Source organism: Paraburkholderia sp. AV2 (assembly GCF_054968425.1).
The window spans coordinates 48,702-68,330 of record NZ_JBANLK010000008.1 but is presented as its reverse complement, the minus strand read 5'-3'; the positions used below and the strand labels follow the sequence as shown (position 1 = coordinate 68,330).

Here is a 19,629-nt window from a genome sequence, read left to right as displayed (position 1 = left end):
GAAAGTGCCCCAGCGTCACGCAAAATCCCGGGGAACGAACTTCAGGATTCATCTGCGAAAGGTGGTGCAGGCCACACAGCCCGAATCGCTATAATTGCGCGCATGTCTTCGTTTTCCGATCCCACCGACTCCGCCGGTCCGATTGACCCCGCCGGCGACGCATCCGCGGCCGCTGCCGGGTCCGGGCACGCCGGCGATGCGGCGCACCGCGCCATGCAGCCCGTGCGCGCGATCCAGCCGCTGCCCGACCAGCTCATCAGCCAGATCGCCGCGGGCGAGGTGGTCGAGCGGCCGGCCTCGGTCGTCAAGGAACTGCTGGAGAACGCGCTCGACGCGGGCGCCGCCACGCTGCGCATCCTGCTCGACGAGGGCGGCGTCAAGCGCATCTCCATCGCCGACGACGGCTACGGCATTCCCGAGCGCGAACTGCCGCTCGCGCTGATGCGCCATGCCACGAGCAAGATCCGCTCGCTCGCCGAACTCGAAAGCGTCGCGACGCTCGGGTTCCGCGGCGAAGCGCTCGCTTCGATCGCTTCGGTCGCCGAGATGTCGATCACGAGCCGCCCGGCCGACGCCCCGCACGCCGTCAAGATCGATGCGAACACGGGCACGCTCTCGCCCGCCGCGGGCGGCCAGGGAACGACCATCGAAGTGCGCGAGCTGTACTTCAACACGCCCGCGCGCCGCAAGTTTCTGAAGAGCGAGCAGACGGAACTCGGGCATTGCCTCGAAATGATCCGCCGCAGCGCGCTCGCGCGGCCCGACGTCGCGATCTCCGTGCTGCACAACGGCCGCGCCGTCGAGCACTGGAATGCGAGCGATCCGGCCACGCGCGTCTCGAAGATCCTCGGCGAAACCTTCGCCACCGCGCACCTGCCGCTCGACGAGCGCGCCGGGCCGCTCGCCGTGTACGGCTGCGCCGGCCTGCCGACCGCGAGCCGCAATCGCGCCGACCAGCAATACTTCTTCGTCAACGGCCGTTTCGTGCGCGACAAGCTGCTCACGCACGCCGTGCGCGCCGCGTACGAGGACGTGCTGCATGGCGACCGCTATCCGTCGTATGTGCTGTTCCTCGACCTGCCGCCCGAGGCCGTCGACGTGAACGTGCATCCGTCGAAGATCGAAGTGCGTTTCCGCGACTCGCGCTCGATCCACCAGTTCGTGTTTCATGCCGTGCAGCGCGCGCTTGCGCGGCACGCCGGGGCGTCGCCCGAAACCACCTCGGGTGGCCATGCCGCGCTCATCGAGCCGCGGCCCGCGCCGGGCGCGGGAGTATTCGGCACGTCGGCGGGAGTGTCTTCCGGCACGGAGGGCGGCCCGGGTGGATTCGGCACCGCGCGCGTGGCCAGCAGCTTCGGCGGCTCGGGATCAAGCGGCGGTTTCGGCGGTGCAGGGGGTGGATCGAGCAGCGGCTCCGGTTTCAAGACCGGCGGCGCCAGCAGTTCGGGCAGCGGCTCCGGCAACACCTGGCTGCGCCAGTCGCGCATGACCCAGGGCTCGCTGCCCGTCGCGCAGCCGCTCGCGCTCTACGACGCCCTCTTCGGCCGCAAGGACGTGGGCGCCGGCACGGCGCAAGGCTCGACGCTGCTGCAGGCGGAAGACGGCGCCGCCGAAACCGCATCGCGCGCCGCGCCGCCCGCCTTCGACGCGAACGACGACCATCCGCTCGGTTTCGCGCTCGGCCAGGTCCACGGCATCTATGTGCTCGCGCAGAACGCGCGCGGTCTCGTGATCGTCGACATGCACGCCGCGCACGAGCGCATTCTCTACGAGCAGTTCAAGCAGGCGCTCGCCGAACGCTCGCTTGCCGTGCAGCCGCTTCTGATTCCGCTTTCGATGGTCGCCGACCCCGTGGAAACGGGCGCCGTCGAAGAAGAAAAGGCGACGCTCGAAGCGCTGGGCTTCGACCTCGCCGTGCTCTCGCCCACCTCGATTGCGATCCGCGCAGTGCCGGCGCTGCTCAAGGACGCCGACCTGCCCGCGCTCGCGCGCGCGGTGCTCGCGGATCTGCATGCCTACGGCGGCTCGCGCGTGCTGACCGAGCGCCAGCACGAAATGCTGGGCACCCTCGCCTGCCACCACGCGGTGCGCGCGAACCGGCGCCTCACGCTCGACGAAATGAACGCGCTCCTGCGCCAGATGGAAGCCACCGAACGCGCCGACCAGTGCAATCACGGCCGGCCCACCTGGTACCAGCTTACGCTCGGCGATCTCGATCGCCTGTTCATGCGCGGTCAATGAGCAGCGCCACGCAGTTGCCGGTTGCGTGTCTGCTCGGCCCAACCGCCTCGGGCAAGACGGCCGCCGCGCTCGCCTACGCCGCCCACGCTGCGGCGCGCGGGCGCGAGGTCGAGATCGTCAGCGTCGATTCGGCGCTCGTCTATCGCGACATGGACATCGGCACGGCAAAGCCCTCGGCCGGAGAGCGCGCGGCGGCGGTTCATCACCTCATCGATATCGTCGATCCCGCCGACGCCTACTCCGCCGCGAGCTTTCGCGCCGACGCGCTGCGCGTGACGGGCGAAATCGCCGCGCGCGGAAACGTGCCGCTGCTGGTGGGCGGCACGATGCTCTATTACCGCGCGCTCACGCAGGGCCTGAACGATCTGCCCACCGCCGACCCCGAGGTCCGCGCGGCGCTGGACGCCGATGCCGCCCGCGAGGGTTGGCCTGCCCTGCATGCGCGCCTCGCCGGCGTCGATCCGGCAACGGCGGCGCGCCTCGCGCCGAACGATTCGCAGCGCATCCAGCGCGCGCTCGAGATTTTCATGCTGACGGGCCGGCCGATGTCGGCGCTGCTGGCGGCGCCCGCCGCTCCCGCCGACGACGCGGCGCGTTACCGCTTCGTGCCCGTCGCGCTGGAGCCGTCCGATCGCGGCGTGCTGCACGCGCGCATCGCGCAGCGCTTCGATGCGATGCTGGCAGCGGGCCTCGTCGACGAGGTCAAGGCGCTGCGCGCGCGCGGCGACCTGAACGCGAACCTGCCTTCGATGCGCTGCGTGGGTTACCGCCAGGCCTGGGAATACCTCGACGGCTTCACGGACTACGCCACCATGCGCGACAAGGGCGTGTTCGCCACACGCCAGCTTTGCAAGCGCCAGCTCACGTGGCTGCGCGCGATGCCGGAGCGCATCGTCGTCGACTGCTGCGCGGCGGATGCCACCGCGCAAGCGCTGGCGGCAGTGGAACGCATCGGCGGCTGAGAACGCCAGCCGCATCTCCGCACGCCACGTCGCGCCGCGAGCCGTACTGCGGTCCATGACCGGGCCATCCCTTCCTTAGCTCTTGTGCGCCACAGCAACCGCGCAAACGCCCGCCGAACGCCCGCTCACCGGACTTTCGCGAGCGCCTGCACGCCGCAGCGCGCCACATAAACCCACCGCGGCCGTCTTGACTTTCGACGGACCCAATACGATCATTCGTTCATTACAAGAGCAATTGCTCTATCGAACTGGCCACCCCGATCCCGGCACCTGGACAGACGCGCACGCGAGGCGCGCAATCCTGCATTCCGGCTTTGTCGGAAGGAGACATACATGAACAGCGAACGCAGCGGCGAAAACGTCATCCTGCACATCGGTGCCGGCTCGTTTCACCGCGCGCATCAGGCGTGGTACCTGCACCGTGTAAACCTCACGCGCACGCCCGGCGAAACACCGTGGTCGCTCACCGTCGGCAACATCCGCTCCGATATGAATGCCGTGCTCGACGCCCTCGCCGCACAGCAGGGCGTCTACACGCTGGAAACGGTAACGCCGCAAGGCGAGCGCAGCTACGAGACGATCCGCTCGATCACGCGCGTGCTGCCGTGGTCCGCCGATCTCGCCGGCCTCGTCGAGGCGGGCGCCGACCCGGCCTGCAAGATCATCTCGTTCACCGTGACGGAAGGCGGCTACTATCTCGACGAGCACGACCGCCTCGACACCGCGAACCCCGACCTCGCCGCCGACCTGGGCGGCGCGCGCACGACGATCTACGGCGCGCTCGCGGCCATTCTCGAAGCGCGTCGCGCGCGCAACGGCGGCCCGGTCACGCTGCAAACCTGCGACAACCTGCGCAGCAACGGCAAGCGCTTTCATGCGGGCATGCGCGAATTCCTCGCACTGCGCGGCGCGACGGAATTGCTCGCCTGGTTCGATGCGAACACGACCTGCCCCGACTCGATGGTGGATCGCATCACGCCGCGACCCACGCCCGACGTGCGCGAGCGCGTGAAGGCGGCGACCGGCTTCGACGACGCCTGCCCCGTGATGGGCGAATCGTTCATCCAGTGGGTGATCGAGGATCACTTCTGCGCGGGACGCCCCGCATGGGAGCGCGCGGGCGCGGAGCTCGTGGAATCGGTCATGCCCTACGAGGAAGCCAAGATCCGCATCCTCAACGCCACGCACAGCTGCATCGCCTGGGCGGGCACGCTGATCGGCCTCGACTACATCCACGAAGGCACGAACGACACAGACATCCGCACCTTCGCCCGCGAATACGTGAGCGAGGACGTGATCCCGTGCCTCACTCCGAGCCCGCTCGATCTCGCGAAGTATCGCGACGTCGTGCTCGATCGCTTCAGCAATCCGTATATCCAGGACACGAACCAGCGCGTGGCCGCCGACGGCTTTTCGAAGATCCCCGGCTTTATCGCGCCGACGCTCGCCCAGCGCATCGCCGCGGGCGCGACGCCCGCCGCCACGGCCATGCTGCCCGCGCTCTTCCTGCGCTTTCTCCAGCGCTGGCACGAGGGCAAGCTGCCGTACCGCTACCAGGACGGCGTGATGGACGAGGCGGCTACGCACCGCCTGTTCGAAGCCGCCGATCCGCTCGCGGCGTTCTGCGCCGACAAGCTGCTGTGGGGCAAACTCGCGGACACACCCGCGCTCGTCGACGCGGTGCGCGGCGCCCTCGGGCGCGTCGACGGCTGGCTTGCGGCACGCGGCTTCGCCGCGACGTAAAGAGATGGCGTCAAGGAGGCGACGGTGCGGCCGTCGCCTCGCCATCGCCCCGGTATCGGGGCGCCACGCATGGCGTCGCAGCGCCCGCGCGGCTAAAGTAGCGCATCCTTCTTCACGACATCACGCGCGCCCATGTATCTCGGCATCGACCTCGGCACCTCCGAAGTAAAAGTCCTGCTGCTTTCGCCCGATGGCCGCGTGGTCGGCACCGCCGGCTCGCCCTTCGTCGTCTCGCGCCCCCATGCGCGCTGGGCCGAGCAGAATCCCGCCGACTGGTGGGACGGCACGCGCCTCGCGCTCGCCGCGCTGCGCGAGAAGCATCCCGCCGACTTCGCACAGGTGCGCGGCATCGGCCTCTCGGGGCAGATGCACGGCGCCGTGCTGCTCGACAAGCACGACACCGTGCTGCGCCCGGCGATCCTCTGGAACGACATGCGTGCGGTGGACGAATGCGCCGAACTGACCGCGCATGCGCCGCAGCTTCACCGCATCGCGGGCAATCTGGCCATGCCGGGCTTCACCGCGCCGAAGCTGCTTTGGGTCGCGCGCCACGAACCGCAGATCTTCCGCGAAACGGCCTGCGTGCTGCTGCCGAAGGATTATCTGCGCCTGCGCCTCACGGGCGGCAAGGTGTCCGATCCGTCCGACGCGGCCGGCACCCTCTGGCTCGACGTCGCGAAACGCGATTGGTCCGACGCGCTCCTCGACGCCTGCAACATGACGCGCGCGCAAATGCCCGCGCTCGCCGAGGGCAGCGCGCCCTCGGGCACGCTGCTGCCCGAGGTGGCGCGCGAATTCGGCCTGCGCGCCGACGTGATCGTCGCGGCGGGCGGCGGCGACAACGCCACGAGTGCGATCGGCATCGGCGCAACGCAGCCCGGCGACGGCTTCGTTTCACTGGGCACCTCGGGCGTGCTGTGCGTGGTAGGCGACCGCTTCCGGCCGAATCCCGCATCGGCCGTGCACGCGTTCTGCCATGCGATTCCCGACCGCTGGCACCAGATGAGCGTCGTGCTCTCGGCCGCGAGCTGTCTGCGCTGGGTCTGCAAGCTGACCGGCACGGACGAGCCCACGCTGCTGGCCGAAGTCGAAAAACTCGCGCCGGCCACGCTCGGCGAAGCCCCGCTCTTTCTGCCCTATCTCTCGGGCGAGCGCACGCCGCACAACGACCCCTACGCGCAAGGCGTGTTCTTCGGCATGACGCACGCGACCGATCGCGCGCTGCTAGGCTACGCGGTGCTCGAAGGCGTGACGCTCGCGCTCACCGACGGCCTCGACGCGCTCGCGGCGGCGGGCACGGAGGTGGGTGCCCTTTCGATGCTCGGCGGCGGCGCGCGCAGCGCATACTGGGCCCAGCTCGTGTCCGATGCATTCGCTACGCCCACGCGCCAGCACGGCGGCGGCGAGACGGGCGCGGCGCTCGGCGCGGCGCGGCTTGGCTGGCTCGCGGCGGGCGGCCGACCGGACGAGGTGCTGACCAAGCCGCCCGTGCTCGCCGAATACACGCCGAATGCGGCGCGGCACGCGGCGCTGCGCGAGCGGCTCGAGTCCTACCGCGCGCTCTATCGCCACGTGCGGCCGCTCTTCGAGCGCTCGCGCGAGCGGCTGGCCTGAGCTCACCTATCCGGTCCCGACCCTGGCGGCGTTTACCCGCCTGCTCCGACGCCTGAGAACATCGTGCCCAAGTCCACAGAAAAACTCGATCTCGCTACCCGCGCCGCGTGGCTCTACTACGTGGCGGGCAACACGCAGAATGAAATCGCGGAAAAGCTGCAGGTCTCGCGGCCCGTCGCTCAGCGCCTCGTGGCGTTCGCCGTCGAGAAGAACCTGATTCGCGTGCGCGTCGATCACCAGCTTGCCGACTGTCTCGCGCTCGCGGACCGGCTGTCGAAACGCTATGGCCTCTCGGTGTGCGAGATCGTGCCCATCGACAACGACACACCCGAGGAAATCGACCGCAAGCTCGCCGTGGCCGGCGCGCAGGTGATGGAACGCTACCTCACCGAAGAGCGGCCGATGGTCGTGGCGGTGAGCAGCGGCCGCACGCTCAAGGCCGCCGTCGATCAGATCGCGCAGCTCGAACGGCCGCAGCACCGGCTCGTCTCGATGGTGGGCGCGATCGCTCAGGATGGCTCATCGAACCGCTACGACGTCGCGCTCCATATCTCCGAGAAGACCGGCGGCAAGCACTTCCTGCTGCCCGCGCCGCTCATCGCCGACAACGAGGCCGAGCGCGCGCAGTGGTGCAATCACCGGCTCTACCGCATCGTCGAGTCGCTATCGGGCGAAGCCGATGTTGCGTTCGTCGGGATCGGCAATATCGGCGAGCACTGCCCGCTGCACGAGGACGGCTTCATCACGGCCAGCGAAGTGCGCGAGTTGATGCGGCTTGGCTCCGTGGCCGAAATGCTCGGACTGCCGATCAATGCCTCGGGCAAGCGCGTCGATTCGGCAACGGGACGACGCGTGACGAGCCTGCATCTCGATTCGCCGCCGAAACGCCCGACCATCGGCTTTGCGGGCGGCGCGCGCAAGCGCGACGCGGTCATCGCCGCGCTCAAGGGCGGCTGGCTCTCGGGGCTCGTCACCGACGAGGCGTGCGCGCGCGCGGCGCTGGAGGCCTGACGCTCGCCGCCCGCGGGACTCGAATCGCGGCGAAAAAACGCCCGCACGCAGCGGGCGAAGAAGCGCAACCACAGTCAAACACGGTACGGCGCCGCCCGCGAGGCGGCACCCGAATCGCTTGCCTCGGGACCTAAGGCTCAGGCCGCCAGTTCCTGCGCGAAGCGCCGCTCGAACGCCTGTCCGTTCGCATCGAACAGATGGCAATGGTCGGGCGTCGCGCCCAGCTTCATCGCTTCGCCACGCTCGTGCCGCTCCAGCGGCGGAATGCGCGCGATCAGCCCGTCCGGCGCCACCACCGACTCCGCGTATAGATAGGCCGCGTCGCCGAGCGATTCGACCGCCATCGCCTTCGCACTCACGCCGTATTCGCCCGCGCCTGCATGCAGATGCTCGGGGCGGATGCCTACCGTCACCTTGTCGCCCTCGCGTGCGCCGCGCGCTTCGACGGCCACCTTTTGCGTTTCGCCGGTCTCGTAGCGCACCAGAATACCGTCGCCCGCCACCTGCTGGACGACACCGTCGAGGAAGTTCATCTTCGGCGAGCCGATGAAGCCCGCCACGAAGCGGTTGGCCGGCGCATGATAAAGACGGTTCGGACTGCCAACCTGCTCCACGTTCCCTGCCGAGAGCACGACGATCTTGTCCGCCAGCGTCATCGCCTCGACCTGGTCGTGCGTCACGTAGATCATCGTCGTCTTCAGCTCGTCGTGCAGACGCGCGAATTCGAGGCGCATCTTCACGCGCAGCGCGGCGTCGAGGTTCGACAGCGGTTCGTCGAACAGGAACACCTTCGGCTTGCGCGTGATCGCGCGCCCAATCGCCACGCGCTGCCGCTGGCCGCCCGAAAGCTGCTTCGGCTTGCGGTCGAGCAGGTGGTCGATATGCAGGATCTTCGCGGCGTTCTTCACCGCCGCGTCGATCTCGGGCTTCTTCGCGCCCGCGAGCTTGAGGCCAAACGCCATGTTGTCGTAAAGCGTCATGTGCGGATAGAGCGCATACGACTGGAACACCATCGCGATGCCGCGCTTGGCGGGCGGCACGTCGTTCATGCGCGTGCCGTCGATCGTGAGGTCGCCCGCGCTGATGTCTTCGAGACCCGCGATCATCCGCATGAGCGTAGTCTTGCCGCAGCCGCTCGGGCCGACGAACACGACGAATTCGCCGTCGCCAATGTCGAGGTTCACGTCGCGCAGCACTTCGGTCTCGTCGTAGCGCTTCAGCACGTTTCGCAGGATCACGCTTGCCATGATGTGTCTCCGTTCATCGCTTCATTGAGGCGGCGCCTGGCGGCGCACGCCCACTGCTGTTCTTTACCACTCACTCGGGCCGCGCGTCGCTCAATGCGCCGCGGCCTGCGCCTTTTGCATCCAGTACGCCACCCGCGCGGGCAGCGTACTCATGTCGTCGAAAATTTCGCCCGCGCCGGCTTCGCGCAGTTCGAGCGCATGGGTCTCGCCCACATGCGTGCCGCCGACGAAGCCTAGCACCGTCATGCCGGCCGCGCGCGCCGCGCTCACGCCCGCCACGCTGTCCTCGACGACGAGGCACGCCGCAGGCGCCGCACCCACGCCGTGCGCGGCCGCGAGATAGACGTCGGGCGCGGGCTTGGGCTTCGCGACCTGGTCGGCGCAATACACGCGCTCGCCGAAGAAGGTGTCGAGGCCGTTGCGCAAGAGCACCGCGCGCACCACGGCCGTGTAGCTGTTGCTCGCACAGGCCTTGACGAGCGGCACCGCGGCCAGCGCCGCGGCCACGCCGGGAAAGAGCGGCGCCTCCTGGGCCTCGCGCTCGGCCACTACGCCAATCGCCGCGACGTCGGCCGCCGTGAGCGTGCACCCGAACGCCTCGCATACGCCGGCGAGCACGCGCTCGATGCGCTGGCCGAGCAAGGGCATCAGGACCGGCGCGACGTCGGCGCCGGGCCAGCGCGCTTCGAGCTCGCGTACGAGCACGCGCGCGGCCACGGCTTCGCTGTCGATCAGCACGCCATCGCAATCGCAGATCAGGGCGGCAACCGTCATTTGACGGCCCCGAACGTGAGCCCGCGCACGAGCTGCTTCTGCGAGAGCCAGCCGACGATCAGCACCGGCGCCACCGCCAGCAGCGAGGCCGCCGAAAGCTTCGCCCAGAAAAGTCCCTCGGGGCTCGAATACGACGCGATGAACACGGTCAGCGGCGCCGCGTTCGAACTCGACAGGTTGATGCTCCAGAACGCTTCGTTCCACGAAAGAATCACGAGCAGGAGCGCCGTCGAGGCCAGGCCCGGCACCGCCATCGGCATCAGCAGATAGACGATCTCCTGCCACGTCGCCGCGCCGTCCATGCGCCCCGCTTCGAGAATGTCACGGGGAATTTCGTTGAAGTAGGTGTACGCCATCCACACCGCAATCGGCAGATTGATGAGCGAATAGACGATCACGAGACCGCTCACCGTGTCGAGCAGCCCGGTGTTCTTCCACAGCAGATAGATCGGCACGAGCACGCCCACGGAAGGCATCATCTTCGTCGACAGCATCCACAGCAGGACCTGCTGGGTGCGCCGCGTCGGGAAGAATGCCATCGAGTAAGCGGCGGGCACGGCGAAGATCAGGCAGACGATCGTCACGCCCGCCGAGATCAGGACCGAATTCCACGCGAACGCGAAGTAGTTGCTGCGCGCGAAGACCTCGCGGAAGCTGTCGAGCGTCGGCATGAAGAAGAGCGAGGGCACGTAGGCCTGCTGCTCGGTCTTGAACGCCGTGATGGTCATCCAGAAGATCGGGAAGAACAGCGCAAGCGCGATGATCCACGCCAGCACGCCGGGCAGCACGCGGCCGATGAACTGCAGCGGCGACGAGCGGTTGACGGCATGCGGCGATTCGGGTGCATGAGATGCGGCAAGCTGGCTCATTTTTCGTACTCCCCTTTGAGGTTGCGCGCGAGCATGCGCACGAGGAAGAACGACACGATGTTCGCGAGCACCACGGCGAGGATGCCGCCGGCGGACGCGATACCCACGTCGAACTGCTGCAGGCCCATCGAGTAGATCAGGTAAGTGAGGTTGGTGGTCGCGTTGCCGGGACCGCCGCCCGTTGTCGTATAGATCTCGGCGAAAATCGACAGCAGGAAGATCGTCTCCATCATCACGACCACGGCGATCGCGCGGCGCAGGTGCGGCAGCGTGATATAGAAAAACAGGGCGATCGCGCCGGCGCCGTCGATCTTCGCGGCCTCCTTCTGCTCCTGGTCCAGCGACTGGATCGCCGTAAACAGGATCAGGAATGCGAACGGCAGCCACTGCCACGCGACGATCATGATGACCGCGGTGAGTGGATAGACGGCGAACCAGTCGATCGGCGTGAGACCCATGGCCCGCATCGCGACGGCCACGAGCCCGTACACCGGGTGGAGAATCATGTTCTTCCAGATCAGCGCGGAAACCGTCGGCATCACGAAGAACGGCGCGATCGCGAAGAGGCGCGCCACGCCCTGGCCGTAGAACTTGCGGTCGAACAGCACAGCCATCAGCACGCCGCCCACCACCGTGATCACCAGCACCGCGACGATCAATTCGAGCGTATGAGCGATGGACGGCAGGAACGACGGATCGGTCGCGAGAAACTTGTAGTTGTCGAGGCCCGCGAAGCCCTTGAGATCGGGATTGAGCAGGTTGTAACGCGTGAACGAGTACCAGATGGTCATCGCGAGCGGAATCGTCATCCAGAGCAGCAGCACGGCAATGGAGGGCGATACGAGCCAGCGCGAGGCAGACTTGCGCGACTCGGTCTGCTGGGGCTGGGGACTACGGGCTCGATGGAGGACTGGCATGGGGAGATGGAGATGACGCATGATCGTGACCACCCTTTCTGCTTTGCGCGCCGCGCGGGGAGCGCGGCGCCGCTTCTTGACGCGGGCCGCGCCGCCCGGGTGAGCGGGGCGGGCGGCGCGGCATGCGCGTCGGGATTACATGACTTCAGCTTACGTCTGCTTGTTTCCGCTTATTTCTGATACCCGGCCTGCATGACGGCGCGGTCGGCCGCCGCGTTGCCGGCTGCGAGCGCCTGATCGACGCTCATCTGTCCCGCAAGCGCGCCGGAAATGCTCTGGCCCACCACGGTGCCGAACGACTGGAACTCAGGAATCCCGACGAACTGGACACCCGTGTACGGCACCGGCTTGGCCGTCGGATGGTTCGGGTCGGCCGTCGTGATCGCCTTCAGCACGAACTCGGAGAATGGCGCCGCCGCCTTGTACTCGGGACGCTGATAGGTCGAGGTCCGCGTGCCCGACGGCACCGAGGCCCAGCCTTCGTCCTTCGCGACCATGTCGATGTACTCCTTCGAGGTCGCCCATTCGATGAACTTCTTCGCGGAGTCCTGCGACTTCGACGACTTCGGCACCGCGAGCGCCCACGACCACAGCCAGTGCGAGCCGTTCGGCGTGACTTCGGTCGGCGCGGCCGCGAAGCCGATCTTGTCGGCCACCTGCGACTGCGACTTGTTATAGAGGATGCCCGCGGCCACCGTGGCGTCGATCCACATCGCGCACTTGCCCGAGGACATCAGCGTCAGGTTCTCGTTGAAGCCGTTCGAGCTCGCTCCCGGAGGGCCGTCGTTCTTCAGCAGGTCCACATAGAAGCTCACGGCCTTCTTCCATTCGGGCGTGGTGAGCTGCGCATGCCACTTCTCGTCGAACCAGCGGCCGCCGAACGTATTGACCACCGTGGTCACATACGCCATGTTCTCGCCCCAGCCCGCCTTGCCGCGCAGGCAGATGCCGTAGGTGCCGCTCGCCTTGTCGGTGAGCTTGTCGGCAAACTGCTTGATCTGGTCGTAGGTCGGTTGCTCGGGCATCGTGAGGCCCTTCGCCGCGAACAGGTCCTTGCGGTAATACGTCATCGAGCTTTCGACGTAGAACGGCAGCGCATAAAGCGTGCCGTTGTACGAGAGGCCGTCGCGCGCGGTCTTCACGACGTCGTCGAGATCGTAGCTCGCCGGCAGGTTCGTCATCGGCACGATCCAGCCGCGCTTACCCCACTGCGGCGCCTCGTAGGTGCCGATCATCATCACGTCGAACTGGCCGCTATTGGTCGTGATGTCCGTGGTGGCGCGCTGGCGCAGCACGTTCTCTTCCAGGATCACCCAGTTCAGCTTGATGCCCGGATTGGCCTTTTCGAAGGCCGGCGAGAGCTTCTTCAGCTCGATCATGTCCGGGTTGTTCAACATCGCGATCGTCACGGTCTGCGCGTGGACGGCGCTTGCGCCCGCGGCGGCGATAGCGCCCGCGCCGAACATGCGCAACGCGGTCCTGAAGGCTGGTTTCATGGCTTGTCTCCTGTTCGTTACGTTCTTGGTCAAGTTATAGAGTGCTGCAGCGGAAAATGCGGCCAGGGTGTTCAACTCATCCAGTTGCCGCCGTCGACGTTGAGCGTCTGCGCCGTGATGTAGTCGGCATCCGCCGACGCGAGAAAGAGCGCCGCGCCGGTGAGATCGTCCGGCAATCCCATGCGGCCGAGCGGCACGGCTTCGCCCACGAGGCGCTTCTTCTCGCCAAGCGGACGGTTTTCATAACGCGCGAAAAGTGCATCGACCTGTTCCCACATCGGCGTATCCACGACGCCCGGCGCGATGCCGTTCACGTTGATGCGATGCGGCGCGAGCGCGAGTGCCGCCGACTGCGTATAGCTCAGCACGGCCGCCTTGGTCGCGCAGTAGTGCGAAACGAGCGCCTCGCCGCGGCGACCCGCCTGCGACGACATGTTGATGATCTTGCCGCCGTGCCCCTGCTCCACCATACGGCGGGCGACGGCCTGCATCAGGAAGAACATGCCCTTTACGTTGACGGCGAAGAGACGGTCGTAGACATCCCAGGATTCGTCGAGCAGCGGGCGCATGTCGAAGAGCGCCGCGTTGTTGAAAAGAATGTCGATGCGGCTGAAACGCGTCACCGCCTCGGACACGACGCGCTCGATGTCTTCGCGGCGCGTGATATCGGCGCTGAGCGCGTGCACGCGCTCCGGGTGTTCGGCGGCAAGCCGCGGCGCGATGGCATCGGCGGGCTTCACGTCGACGAGCACGCAGCGCGCGCCCTCCTCCAGATAGCGGCGCGCGACGGCTTCGCCTATGCCGCTCGCCGCGCCGGTCAGCACGGCCACCTTGTCCTGCAAACGTCCTGCCGCCGGATTCGCGGTGTGTGCCACAGGGTTGTCTCCCATATCGTTCCTGGCGGTGCTGTCCTGCCACCGCTCGGGCGCCGCCATGTGAGCGAACGCCCAACGTGTGAGCATTTGCTCGGTTGGTGATCGAATGATCGGACACGCGGGGAGGCATGTCAAGGCGGGCAAACGCGATTTAACGAGATTTCGATGGTGCAGCGCGCAAGCCAGGGCGCGGCATGGGCTCAGCCCGGGCATAACCGGCAGCGGCCTCACTCGCCAGTATTTTCGATACGTTATATCATTGCGCCTTCGTAGTTCGACCACGCCGGGGCCGCCCTGGCGCCACTGCTGTGTATCCGCCGTTCCTGACTCCACCAAGGACAGAACCATGATCTCGCTGAACCCGGCGCGCGCGCTTGCCGCCCGCCGTCTCGCACCAACGTCCATGCGCACCGTCGCCCGCCTTGCCGCCACGCTGACTGCGGCGCTGGGCTTCGCCCAAGCCGCGCACGCTGCCGAAAGCGCCATTCCCGTGGTCGCCGCCGAGAACTTCTACGGCGACGTGATCAAGCAGATCGGCGGCTCGCATGTGGACGTCACGAGCATCATGAGCAACCCGGACCAGGACCCGCACCTCTTCGAGGCGAGCCCGAAGACGGCGCGCGCGCTCCAGCACGCGCGCATCGTGGTCTACAACGGCGCCGACTACGACCCGTGGATGACGAAGCTGCTCGGCGCCACGCAAGGCGGCCAGCGCGTGACGATCGTCGCGGCGGATCTCGTCGGCAAGAAGGCCGGCGACAACCCGCACCTCTGGTACGACCCGCAGACCATGCCGGCCGTGGCGCGCGCCGTGAGCGCGGCGCTCGACACCGCAGACCCCGCGAACAAGAGCGTGTACGATGCGAACCTGGCCACGTTCCTCGACTCGCTCAAGCCGCTGGACGCGAAGGTCGCCGCGCTGCGCGCGCGCTACCAGGGCCAGCCGGTAACGGCAACGGAACCCGTGTTCGGTTATATGTCGGATGCGATCGGACTCGCGATGCGCAACATGAGCTTCCAGATGGCGACGATGAACGATACGGAAGCGAGCGCCTCCGATATCGCCGCCTTCGAAAGCGACCTGCGCGAGCGGCGCGTGCGCGTGCTGATCTATAACAGCCAGGCGACCGAAGCGCTGACGCGCCGCATGCTGGCGCTGGCGAAGCAGTCGAAGGTACCGTCGATGAGCGTCACCGAAACGGAACCGCCGGGCATGACGTTCCAGAAGTGGATGCTCACGCAGCTCGACGCGCTCGACCATGCGCTCGCGGCTTCGGCGCACTCCTGAATCAGGCAAGGAAGAAGGTAGCAAGGAATGACCCGATGACGATGGCAGGCCCCTCGCCCCATACGCCCCATAATGCTGCGGCGCCGCACGGCGCCCCAGGTTTGCGGCGCCCGCACGAGATGCCGGTGCTCACGCTCGCGGGCGTGACGCTCGAGCTTGGCGGGCGCACGATCCTGCGCGACGCCAACTTCGCCATCAACCAGGGCGAGTTCATCGGCGTGCTCGGGCCGAACGGCGCGGGCAAGACCACGCTCATGCGCGCGATCCTCGGCCTCGTGCCGGCCGCGGGCGGCGCGATCCGCGTGCTCGGCGAGACGGTGGCGCGCGGCAACGCGTCGATCGGCTATATGCCGCAGACGCGCAGCGCGCTCGCGAGCCGCCGCGTGCGCGGGCGCGATTTCGTCGCGATGGCCGCCGACGGCCACCGCTGGGGCCTGCCGCGTACCGATGCGGCCACGCGCGCCGACGTCGCGCGCGTGCTCGAACTGGTCGGCGCGACCCAGCTCGCCAATCGCCCGCTCTCCGAACTCTCGGGGGGCGAGCGTCAGCGCCTGCTGCTCGCGCAGTGCCTGCTCGGCGACCCGAAGCTGCTGCTGCTCGACGAGCCGCTCATCAGCCTCGATCCCAACCATCAGCGCGGCGTGGTCGAACTCGTGCGCAGCGTGCAACGCGAACTCGGCATCGCGGTGCTGTTCTCCGCACACGAGCTCAATCCGCTCCTCAACGCGCTCGACCGCGTGCTGTATCTCGGCAATGGCGTCGCGGCGCTCGGCAGCGTGGACGAGGTCATCACCGGGCCCGTGCTCTCGCGGCTCTATGGTTCGCCCATCGAAGTCATGCGCATGAAGGGGCGCATCTTCGTGATGTCGGGCGACGTCGAGGTCGAAAAGCACGATCACGAGCACGAACACGACGACAGCCACGGCCACGCGCACGCAGAAGACCCTAACCACGGCAGCAACGCACACGGCCACACGCACGATGCTTGAATACGATTTCATGGTGAACGCCTTCGCGGCGTCGGGCATCGTCGCGGTGCTCGCGGGCGTGGTGGGCTATTTCCTCGTGCTGCGCGGACAGACCTTCGCGGGCCACGCGCTCTCGCACGTCGGCTTCACGGGCGCGACGGGCGCCGTGCTGCTCGGCGTCTCGCCGATGTGGGGCATGGTGGGCTTTACACTTGCAGCCGGCATTTCGATGGGGGCGCTCGGCGAAAAGCTCGCGGGCCGCGATGTCGCCATCGGCGTGATCCTGTCGCTCGCGCTGGGCTTCGGGTTGCTCTTTCTGCACTTCTTCACGGCGTACGCCACCCAGGTCACGTCGCTGCTGTTCGGCAACGTGCTCGGCGTGAACCGCGATACGCTCGGCGTGCTGGCGTTGCTCGCTGCTGCGAGCCTCGTCGCACTCGGGGCGATCATGCGGCCGCTGCTGTTCGCTTCGCTGCAGCCCGAGCTAGCAGAGGCCAAGGGCGTGTCGCTGCGGCTCGTCTCGGTGCTGTTCCTCGCGATTGCGGCGCTGGCCGTGGCCGCGTGCACGCAGATCGTCGGCGTGCTGCTCGTCTTCACCCTGATGGTCGGACCGGCCGCCGCCGCGCAGAACCTCACGACACGCCTCTCCAGCGGCCTCGTGCTCGCCGCCGCGCTCGCGCTCGCGCAGGCGTGGCTAGGCGTGACGCTCGCGTTCTACACCGACTGGCCCACGAGTTTCTGGATCACGGCGCTCGCGGCGCTCATCTACGGCTTGAGCCTGATCGGGCGGCGCTGAGACCCCGCCCTGTTGCGATAAAAAGCGGCGTTGCACTGCAAGGTGCAACGCCGCTTTGCTTTCGGCCCGATAGCGGGCGCTGCGAAACAAACTGTTACTTTTCATCCGAAAAGGGGCGCGACCAGACTGCAACGCAGCCTACGTTCAAACAAGAAATAGTTGCGCAGCCCATCGCGTCTGATTGCGGCGTCTGACTGCGTTCATTGCGCGTCACTCGATCGTCCAGGTCTTTTGCAATGGCAAAGAAAATATTACGGATTCCTTATTTTATTGAGGATGATGCGAGCCCCGCTCCGAATCCCTTAATCCAGGATTGAATGCCATGAATACCTTGCTCAAAGCCCTGTGTCTGACTGGCGCGGTGTGCTGCTCAAGCGCCCACGCCCAGGTGATCGTGGCGCCCGCCGTGCCGGTTGCGCCTCCGGTCGTCGTCGCCCCGCCCCCGGCCGTGGTGGTGCCTCCCGGCGTGGCCTATGTTGCGCCGGTGGGCGTCGCGCCCGCGGTCGGCTACGTGTGGCGCTACAACGTGGGCGTGGGCTGGGGATGGTGGCATCCGGGCATCGGCTGGTGGCATGCCGGATGGGGTTGGCACAGGGGATGGGGATGGCACCCAGGCTGGCACGGTCGCGCCTACGGATACCGGAGATGGTGAAGCCGTGCCTGTCTTCTGTCGCGCACGTTTGCAGAACTGGAATGGGAGAGATATATGAAACGCAGTTTGAAAGTCCTGGCTCTATGCATCGCGCTGAGCATTGTCCTTCCGGGGTGCGTGGTCGCGCCGGCGCCGGGACCGGGGGCGGTATGGGTTCCGGGGCACTACGGGCCTTATGGCGGCTGGGTTCCCGGCCATTGGCGATGAGCCGGGCGTGACAAAAATGAGAACACCCTATGTCGTTTTCTTTTTGCTACTGGCAGTCTGCCTGCTTGCGAGCGCCCTCAAGCTTGTGAGCTGCACGGACGAAGGCTATGAACCGGGCACCGTTCACTGCGCTACCGGAAACCATGACCGCGTGCGGCCATAGAGATCGATAAAACGCGCATAACGCTGCGCAAGCGCCGCATCTCCGCCCGGCGACGCCACGCGTGTTGCCGTAGGCGCGAGTGCAGCGAGGTCCGTCTCGCGCCAGTGTCCGCAGGCGAGGCCGCCCAGCATCGCGGCGCCGCGCGCGGCGGCGTTCGGGCAATCGATGGCGTCGAGTTCGACGTCGAGCGCATCGGCAAGCAGTTGCCGCCAGCGCGCATCGACCGAGCCGCCGCCCGCAAGCTTCAGCTTCACGATGGGCGTGCCGCTCTCGCGTATCGCGTCGAGCCCCGCACGTAGGGCGAACGCCACCCCTTCGAACGCGGCGCGCATGAGCGTGCCGCGCGTGTCGCCCAGCCCGGCACCTAGCCAGCCGCCGCGCGCCGCCGGATCGAGCCATGGCGAGCGCTCGCCGCTCAGGTAAGGCAGAAAGGCGAGTGCCGGGGAAGGCGCTGCGCCGAACGCTTCCTCATACGCGTGAGCCCAGTCATAAGCCAGCCAGCCGCGCACAGCTTCGAGCGCCACACCCACGTTCTGCATCGCCGCCATCGTGTACCAGCCGCCATCCGCCGAACGGTAGCGATGCAGGCCGCGCCGCGCGGCCGGCTCGCGGCGCGCGGTGACGAGAATCTGGCCGCCCGTGCCGGTGGTGAGCAGCGCGTCGCCCTCGGGAGCAAGGCCGCTGCCAAGCGCGGCGCACGGCGTGTCGCCCGCGCCTGCCGCGAGCGCGATGCCCGCGGTGAGACCCAGCGCCTGCGCGGCATCGGCAGAGAGCGCGCCGCTCGCCTCGCCCGATGCCGCGAGCGGCGCGAACCAACGCGCGGGCAAGCCGAGGCGTTCGATCAGCGCGGCATCCCATGTGCCGTCTGGCGTGGCGAGCGCAGTCGCACACGCATCGGACGGATCGGCAATCGGTGCGCCGCCGAGCGCCACACGCAGCCAATCCTTCGGCTGCAAGGCCCAGCGCGCGCCGTGCGCGATACCTGCCTCGTGCAGCATTACCCAGCGCAGCAGCGGACCTGCCATGCCGGGCGCAACCGGATTGTCCTGCGGCTCCGGCCAGGCATCGAGTAGCGCATGCGCGCGCGTATCGGGCCACAGCATCGCGGGACGCAGGGCGCGGCCCGTTTCGTCGGTCAGCACGACGCCGTGCATCTGCCCGGAAAAGCCGATGGCTCGCACCGCCGCGCGCTCGTCGGCGGGCAGGCGGGCGCAGGCCGCGCATAACGCGTCCCACCAGCGTGAAACGGGAATTTCGGCCCAGCCGGGCTGCGGCGTATCGAGTGCGTAAGCAGCGCTCGCCGCCGCGCGTTCGATACCGGCTTCATCGACTATCGCAACCTTCAGCGAACCGGTGCCGAGATCGATGCCGAGGAAGCGCGCGTGCGTGTGACTCATGGAGAAAAGGTGTGTCGAAGAGACCGGAAAGCGACCATGATAGCGGGGTCATGCGCTGCATCGCGCGACGCCCCGGAACGACACGAAAATCGACGCCAAAATCGGCCGTTCGCGGGTTAACCCGATGGGTCGCGCCGCACCGCAAAATCGCCTCCATGCGGAAAGTGAAATAGGGTTCATAGCGCTGTGGCCATATTCCATACCGGCCGGACCGCGCGCCACCCAATCTTCGCACCGGGACTTTTTCGGCAACGATCCGTGTGCCGGGATGGTGTCGATACCCCTGCCGGCCCGGCCTGGCGCCCGAAACAACGGATTTTGCGCGCTTGCGTGCGTCGCGGCGTCCGGCGCCCCGCCCACCCGCGGAACAATCCATGCGTCCCGCGCGCACCGGCATCAGGGCTATCCC

At 67.6% G+C, this 19,629-nt stretch carries 16 protein-coding genes; 9 read left to right on the top strand and 7 right to left on the bottom strand.

The window, feature by feature from the left end:
* Positions 1 to 102 precede the first annotated feature (102 nt).
* The 5 genes from mutL to V8683_RS08465 all read left to right on the top strand — a co-directional run bounded on the left by mutL (position 103) and on the right by V8683_RS08465 (position 7,571).
* Positions 103 to 2,241: a DNA mismatch repair endonuclease MutL gene (gene mutL, locus V8683_RS08485; RefSeq protein WP_411188596.1), complete on the top strand. Its 2,139-nt coding sequence runs from the start codon at positions 103 to 105 to the stop codon at positions 2,239 to 2,241.
* On the top strand, positions 2,238 to 3,203 hold the full coding sequence (gene miaA / locus V8683_RS08480) for a tRNA (adenosine(37)-N6)-dimethylallyltransferase MiaA (RefSeq protein WP_411188595.1): 966 nt from the start codon (positions 2,238 to 2,240) through the stop codon (positions 3,201 to 3,203). The genes mutL and miaA overlap by 4 nt, the downstream gene beginning before the upstream one ends.
* Positions 3,204 to 3,536: 333 nt before the next feature.
* The gene (gene dalD / locus V8683_RS08475; protein ID WP_411188594.1) at positions 3,537 to 4,946 is read left to right on the top strand and encodes a D-arabinitol 4-dehydrogenase; all 1,410 of its coding nucleotides are present in this window, start codon (positions 3,537 to 3,539) and stop codon (positions 4,944 to 4,946) included.
* Positions 4,947 to 5,078: 132 nt separating this feature from the next.
* A complete protein-coding gene (gene xylB / locus V8683_RS08470; protein ID WP_411188593.1) occupies positions 5,079 to 6,560 on the top strand; it encodes a xylulokinase in 1,482 nt (493 codons plus the stop codon).
* 63 nt (positions 6,561 to 6,623) lie between these two features.
* A complete protein-coding gene (locus tag V8683_RS08465; RefSeq protein ID WP_411188592.1) occupies positions 6,624 to 7,571 on the top strand; it encodes a sugar-binding transcriptional regulator in 948 nt (315 codons plus the stop codon).
* A gap of 137 nt (positions 7,572 to 7,708) precedes the next feature.
* Here the strand turns inward: V8683_RS08465 and V8683_RS08460 are convergent, their stop codons facing one another.
* From V8683_RS08460 to V8683_RS08435, 6 genes are all read right to left on the bottom strand, one after another.
* Positions 7,709 to 8,818 carry an ABC transporter ATP-binding protein gene (locus tag V8683_RS08460; protein ID WP_411188591.1) on the bottom strand — a complete coding sequence of 370 codons (1,110 nt, stop codon included), beginning with the start codon at positions 8,816 to 8,818 and terminating at the stop codon, positions 7,709 to 7,711.
* 90 nt (positions 8,819 to 8,908) lie between these two features.
* Positions 8,909 to 9,592 carry an HAD family hydrolase gene (locus V8683_RS08455; RefSeq protein ID WP_411188590.1) on the bottom strand — a complete coding sequence of 228 codons (684 nt, stop codon included), beginning with the start codon at positions 9,590 to 9,592 and terminating at the stop codon, positions 8,909 to 8,911.
* A complete protein-coding gene (locus V8683_RS08450) occupies positions 9,589 to 10,461 on the bottom strand; it encodes a carbohydrate ABC transporter permease (protein ID WP_411188589.1) in 873 nt (290 codons plus the stop codon). The genes V8683_RS08455 and V8683_RS08450 overlap by 4 nt, the downstream gene beginning before the upstream one ends.
* Entirely contained in the window at positions 10,458 to 11,399 is a 942-nt protein-coding gene (locus V8683_RS08445) for a carbohydrate ABC transporter permease (RefSeq protein ID WP_411188588.1), read from the bottom strand. The genes V8683_RS08450 and V8683_RS08445 overlap by 4 nt, the downstream gene beginning before the upstream one ends.
* A gap of 149 nt (positions 11,400 to 11,548) precedes the next feature.
* On the bottom strand, positions 11,549 to 12,874 hold the full coding sequence (locus tag V8683_RS08440; RefSeq protein ID WP_411188587.1) for an ABC transporter substrate-binding protein: 1,326 nt from the start codon (positions 12,872 to 12,874) through the stop codon (positions 11,549 to 11,551).
* 71 nt (positions 12,875 to 12,945) lie between these two features.
* Complete coding sequence (locus V8683_RS08435) at positions 12,946 to 13,749, bottom strand: L-iditol 2-dehydrogenase (RefSeq protein WP_411188586.1); 804 nt, start codon at positions 13,747 to 13,749, stop codon at positions 12,946 to 12,948.
* A 403-nt stretch (positions 13,750 to 14,152) separates the two neighbouring features.
* On the opposite strand from V8683_RS08435, the gene V8683_RS08430 reads away from it, so the two are divergent.
* The 4 genes from V8683_RS08430 (at position 14,153) to V8683_RS08415 (ending at position 17,453) form a co-directional block, all read left to right on the top strand.
* Positions 14,153 to 15,037: a metal ABC transporter solute-binding protein gene (locus V8683_RS08430; RefSeq protein WP_411190500.1), complete on the top strand. Its 885-nt coding sequence runs from the start codon at positions 14,153 to 14,155 to the stop codon at positions 15,035 to 15,037.
* 35 nt (positions 15,038 to 15,072) lie between these two features.
* Entirely contained in the window at positions 15,073 to 16,026 is a 954-nt protein-coding gene (locus tag V8683_RS08425; RefSeq protein ID WP_411188585.1) for an ABC transporter ATP-binding protein, read from the top strand.
* Complete coding sequence (locus V8683_RS08420; protein ID WP_411188584.1) at positions 16,019 to 16,801, top strand: metal ABC transporter permease; 783 nt, start codon at positions 16,019 to 16,021, stop codon at positions 16,799 to 16,801. Before V8683_RS08425 ends, V8683_RS08420 begins: the two co-directional genes overlap by 8 nt.
* Positions 16,802 to 17,123: 322 nt before the next feature.
* Positions 17,124 to 17,453 carry a hypothetical protein gene (locus tag V8683_RS08415; protein ID WP_411188583.1) on the top strand — a complete coding sequence of 110 codons (330 nt, stop codon included), beginning with the start codon at positions 17,124 to 17,126 and terminating at the stop codon, positions 17,451 to 17,453.
* A 330-nt stretch (positions 17,454 to 17,783) separates the two neighbouring features.
* On the opposite strand, the gene V8683_RS08410 is transcribed toward V8683_RS08415, so the two are convergent.
* The gene (locus V8683_RS08410; protein WP_411188582.1) at positions 17,784 to 19,220 is read right to left on the bottom strand and encodes a xylulokinase; all 1,437 of its coding nucleotides are present in this window, start codon (positions 19,218 to 19,220) and stop codon (positions 17,784 to 17,786) included.
* Positions 19,221 to 19,629: the final 409 nt, after the last annotated feature.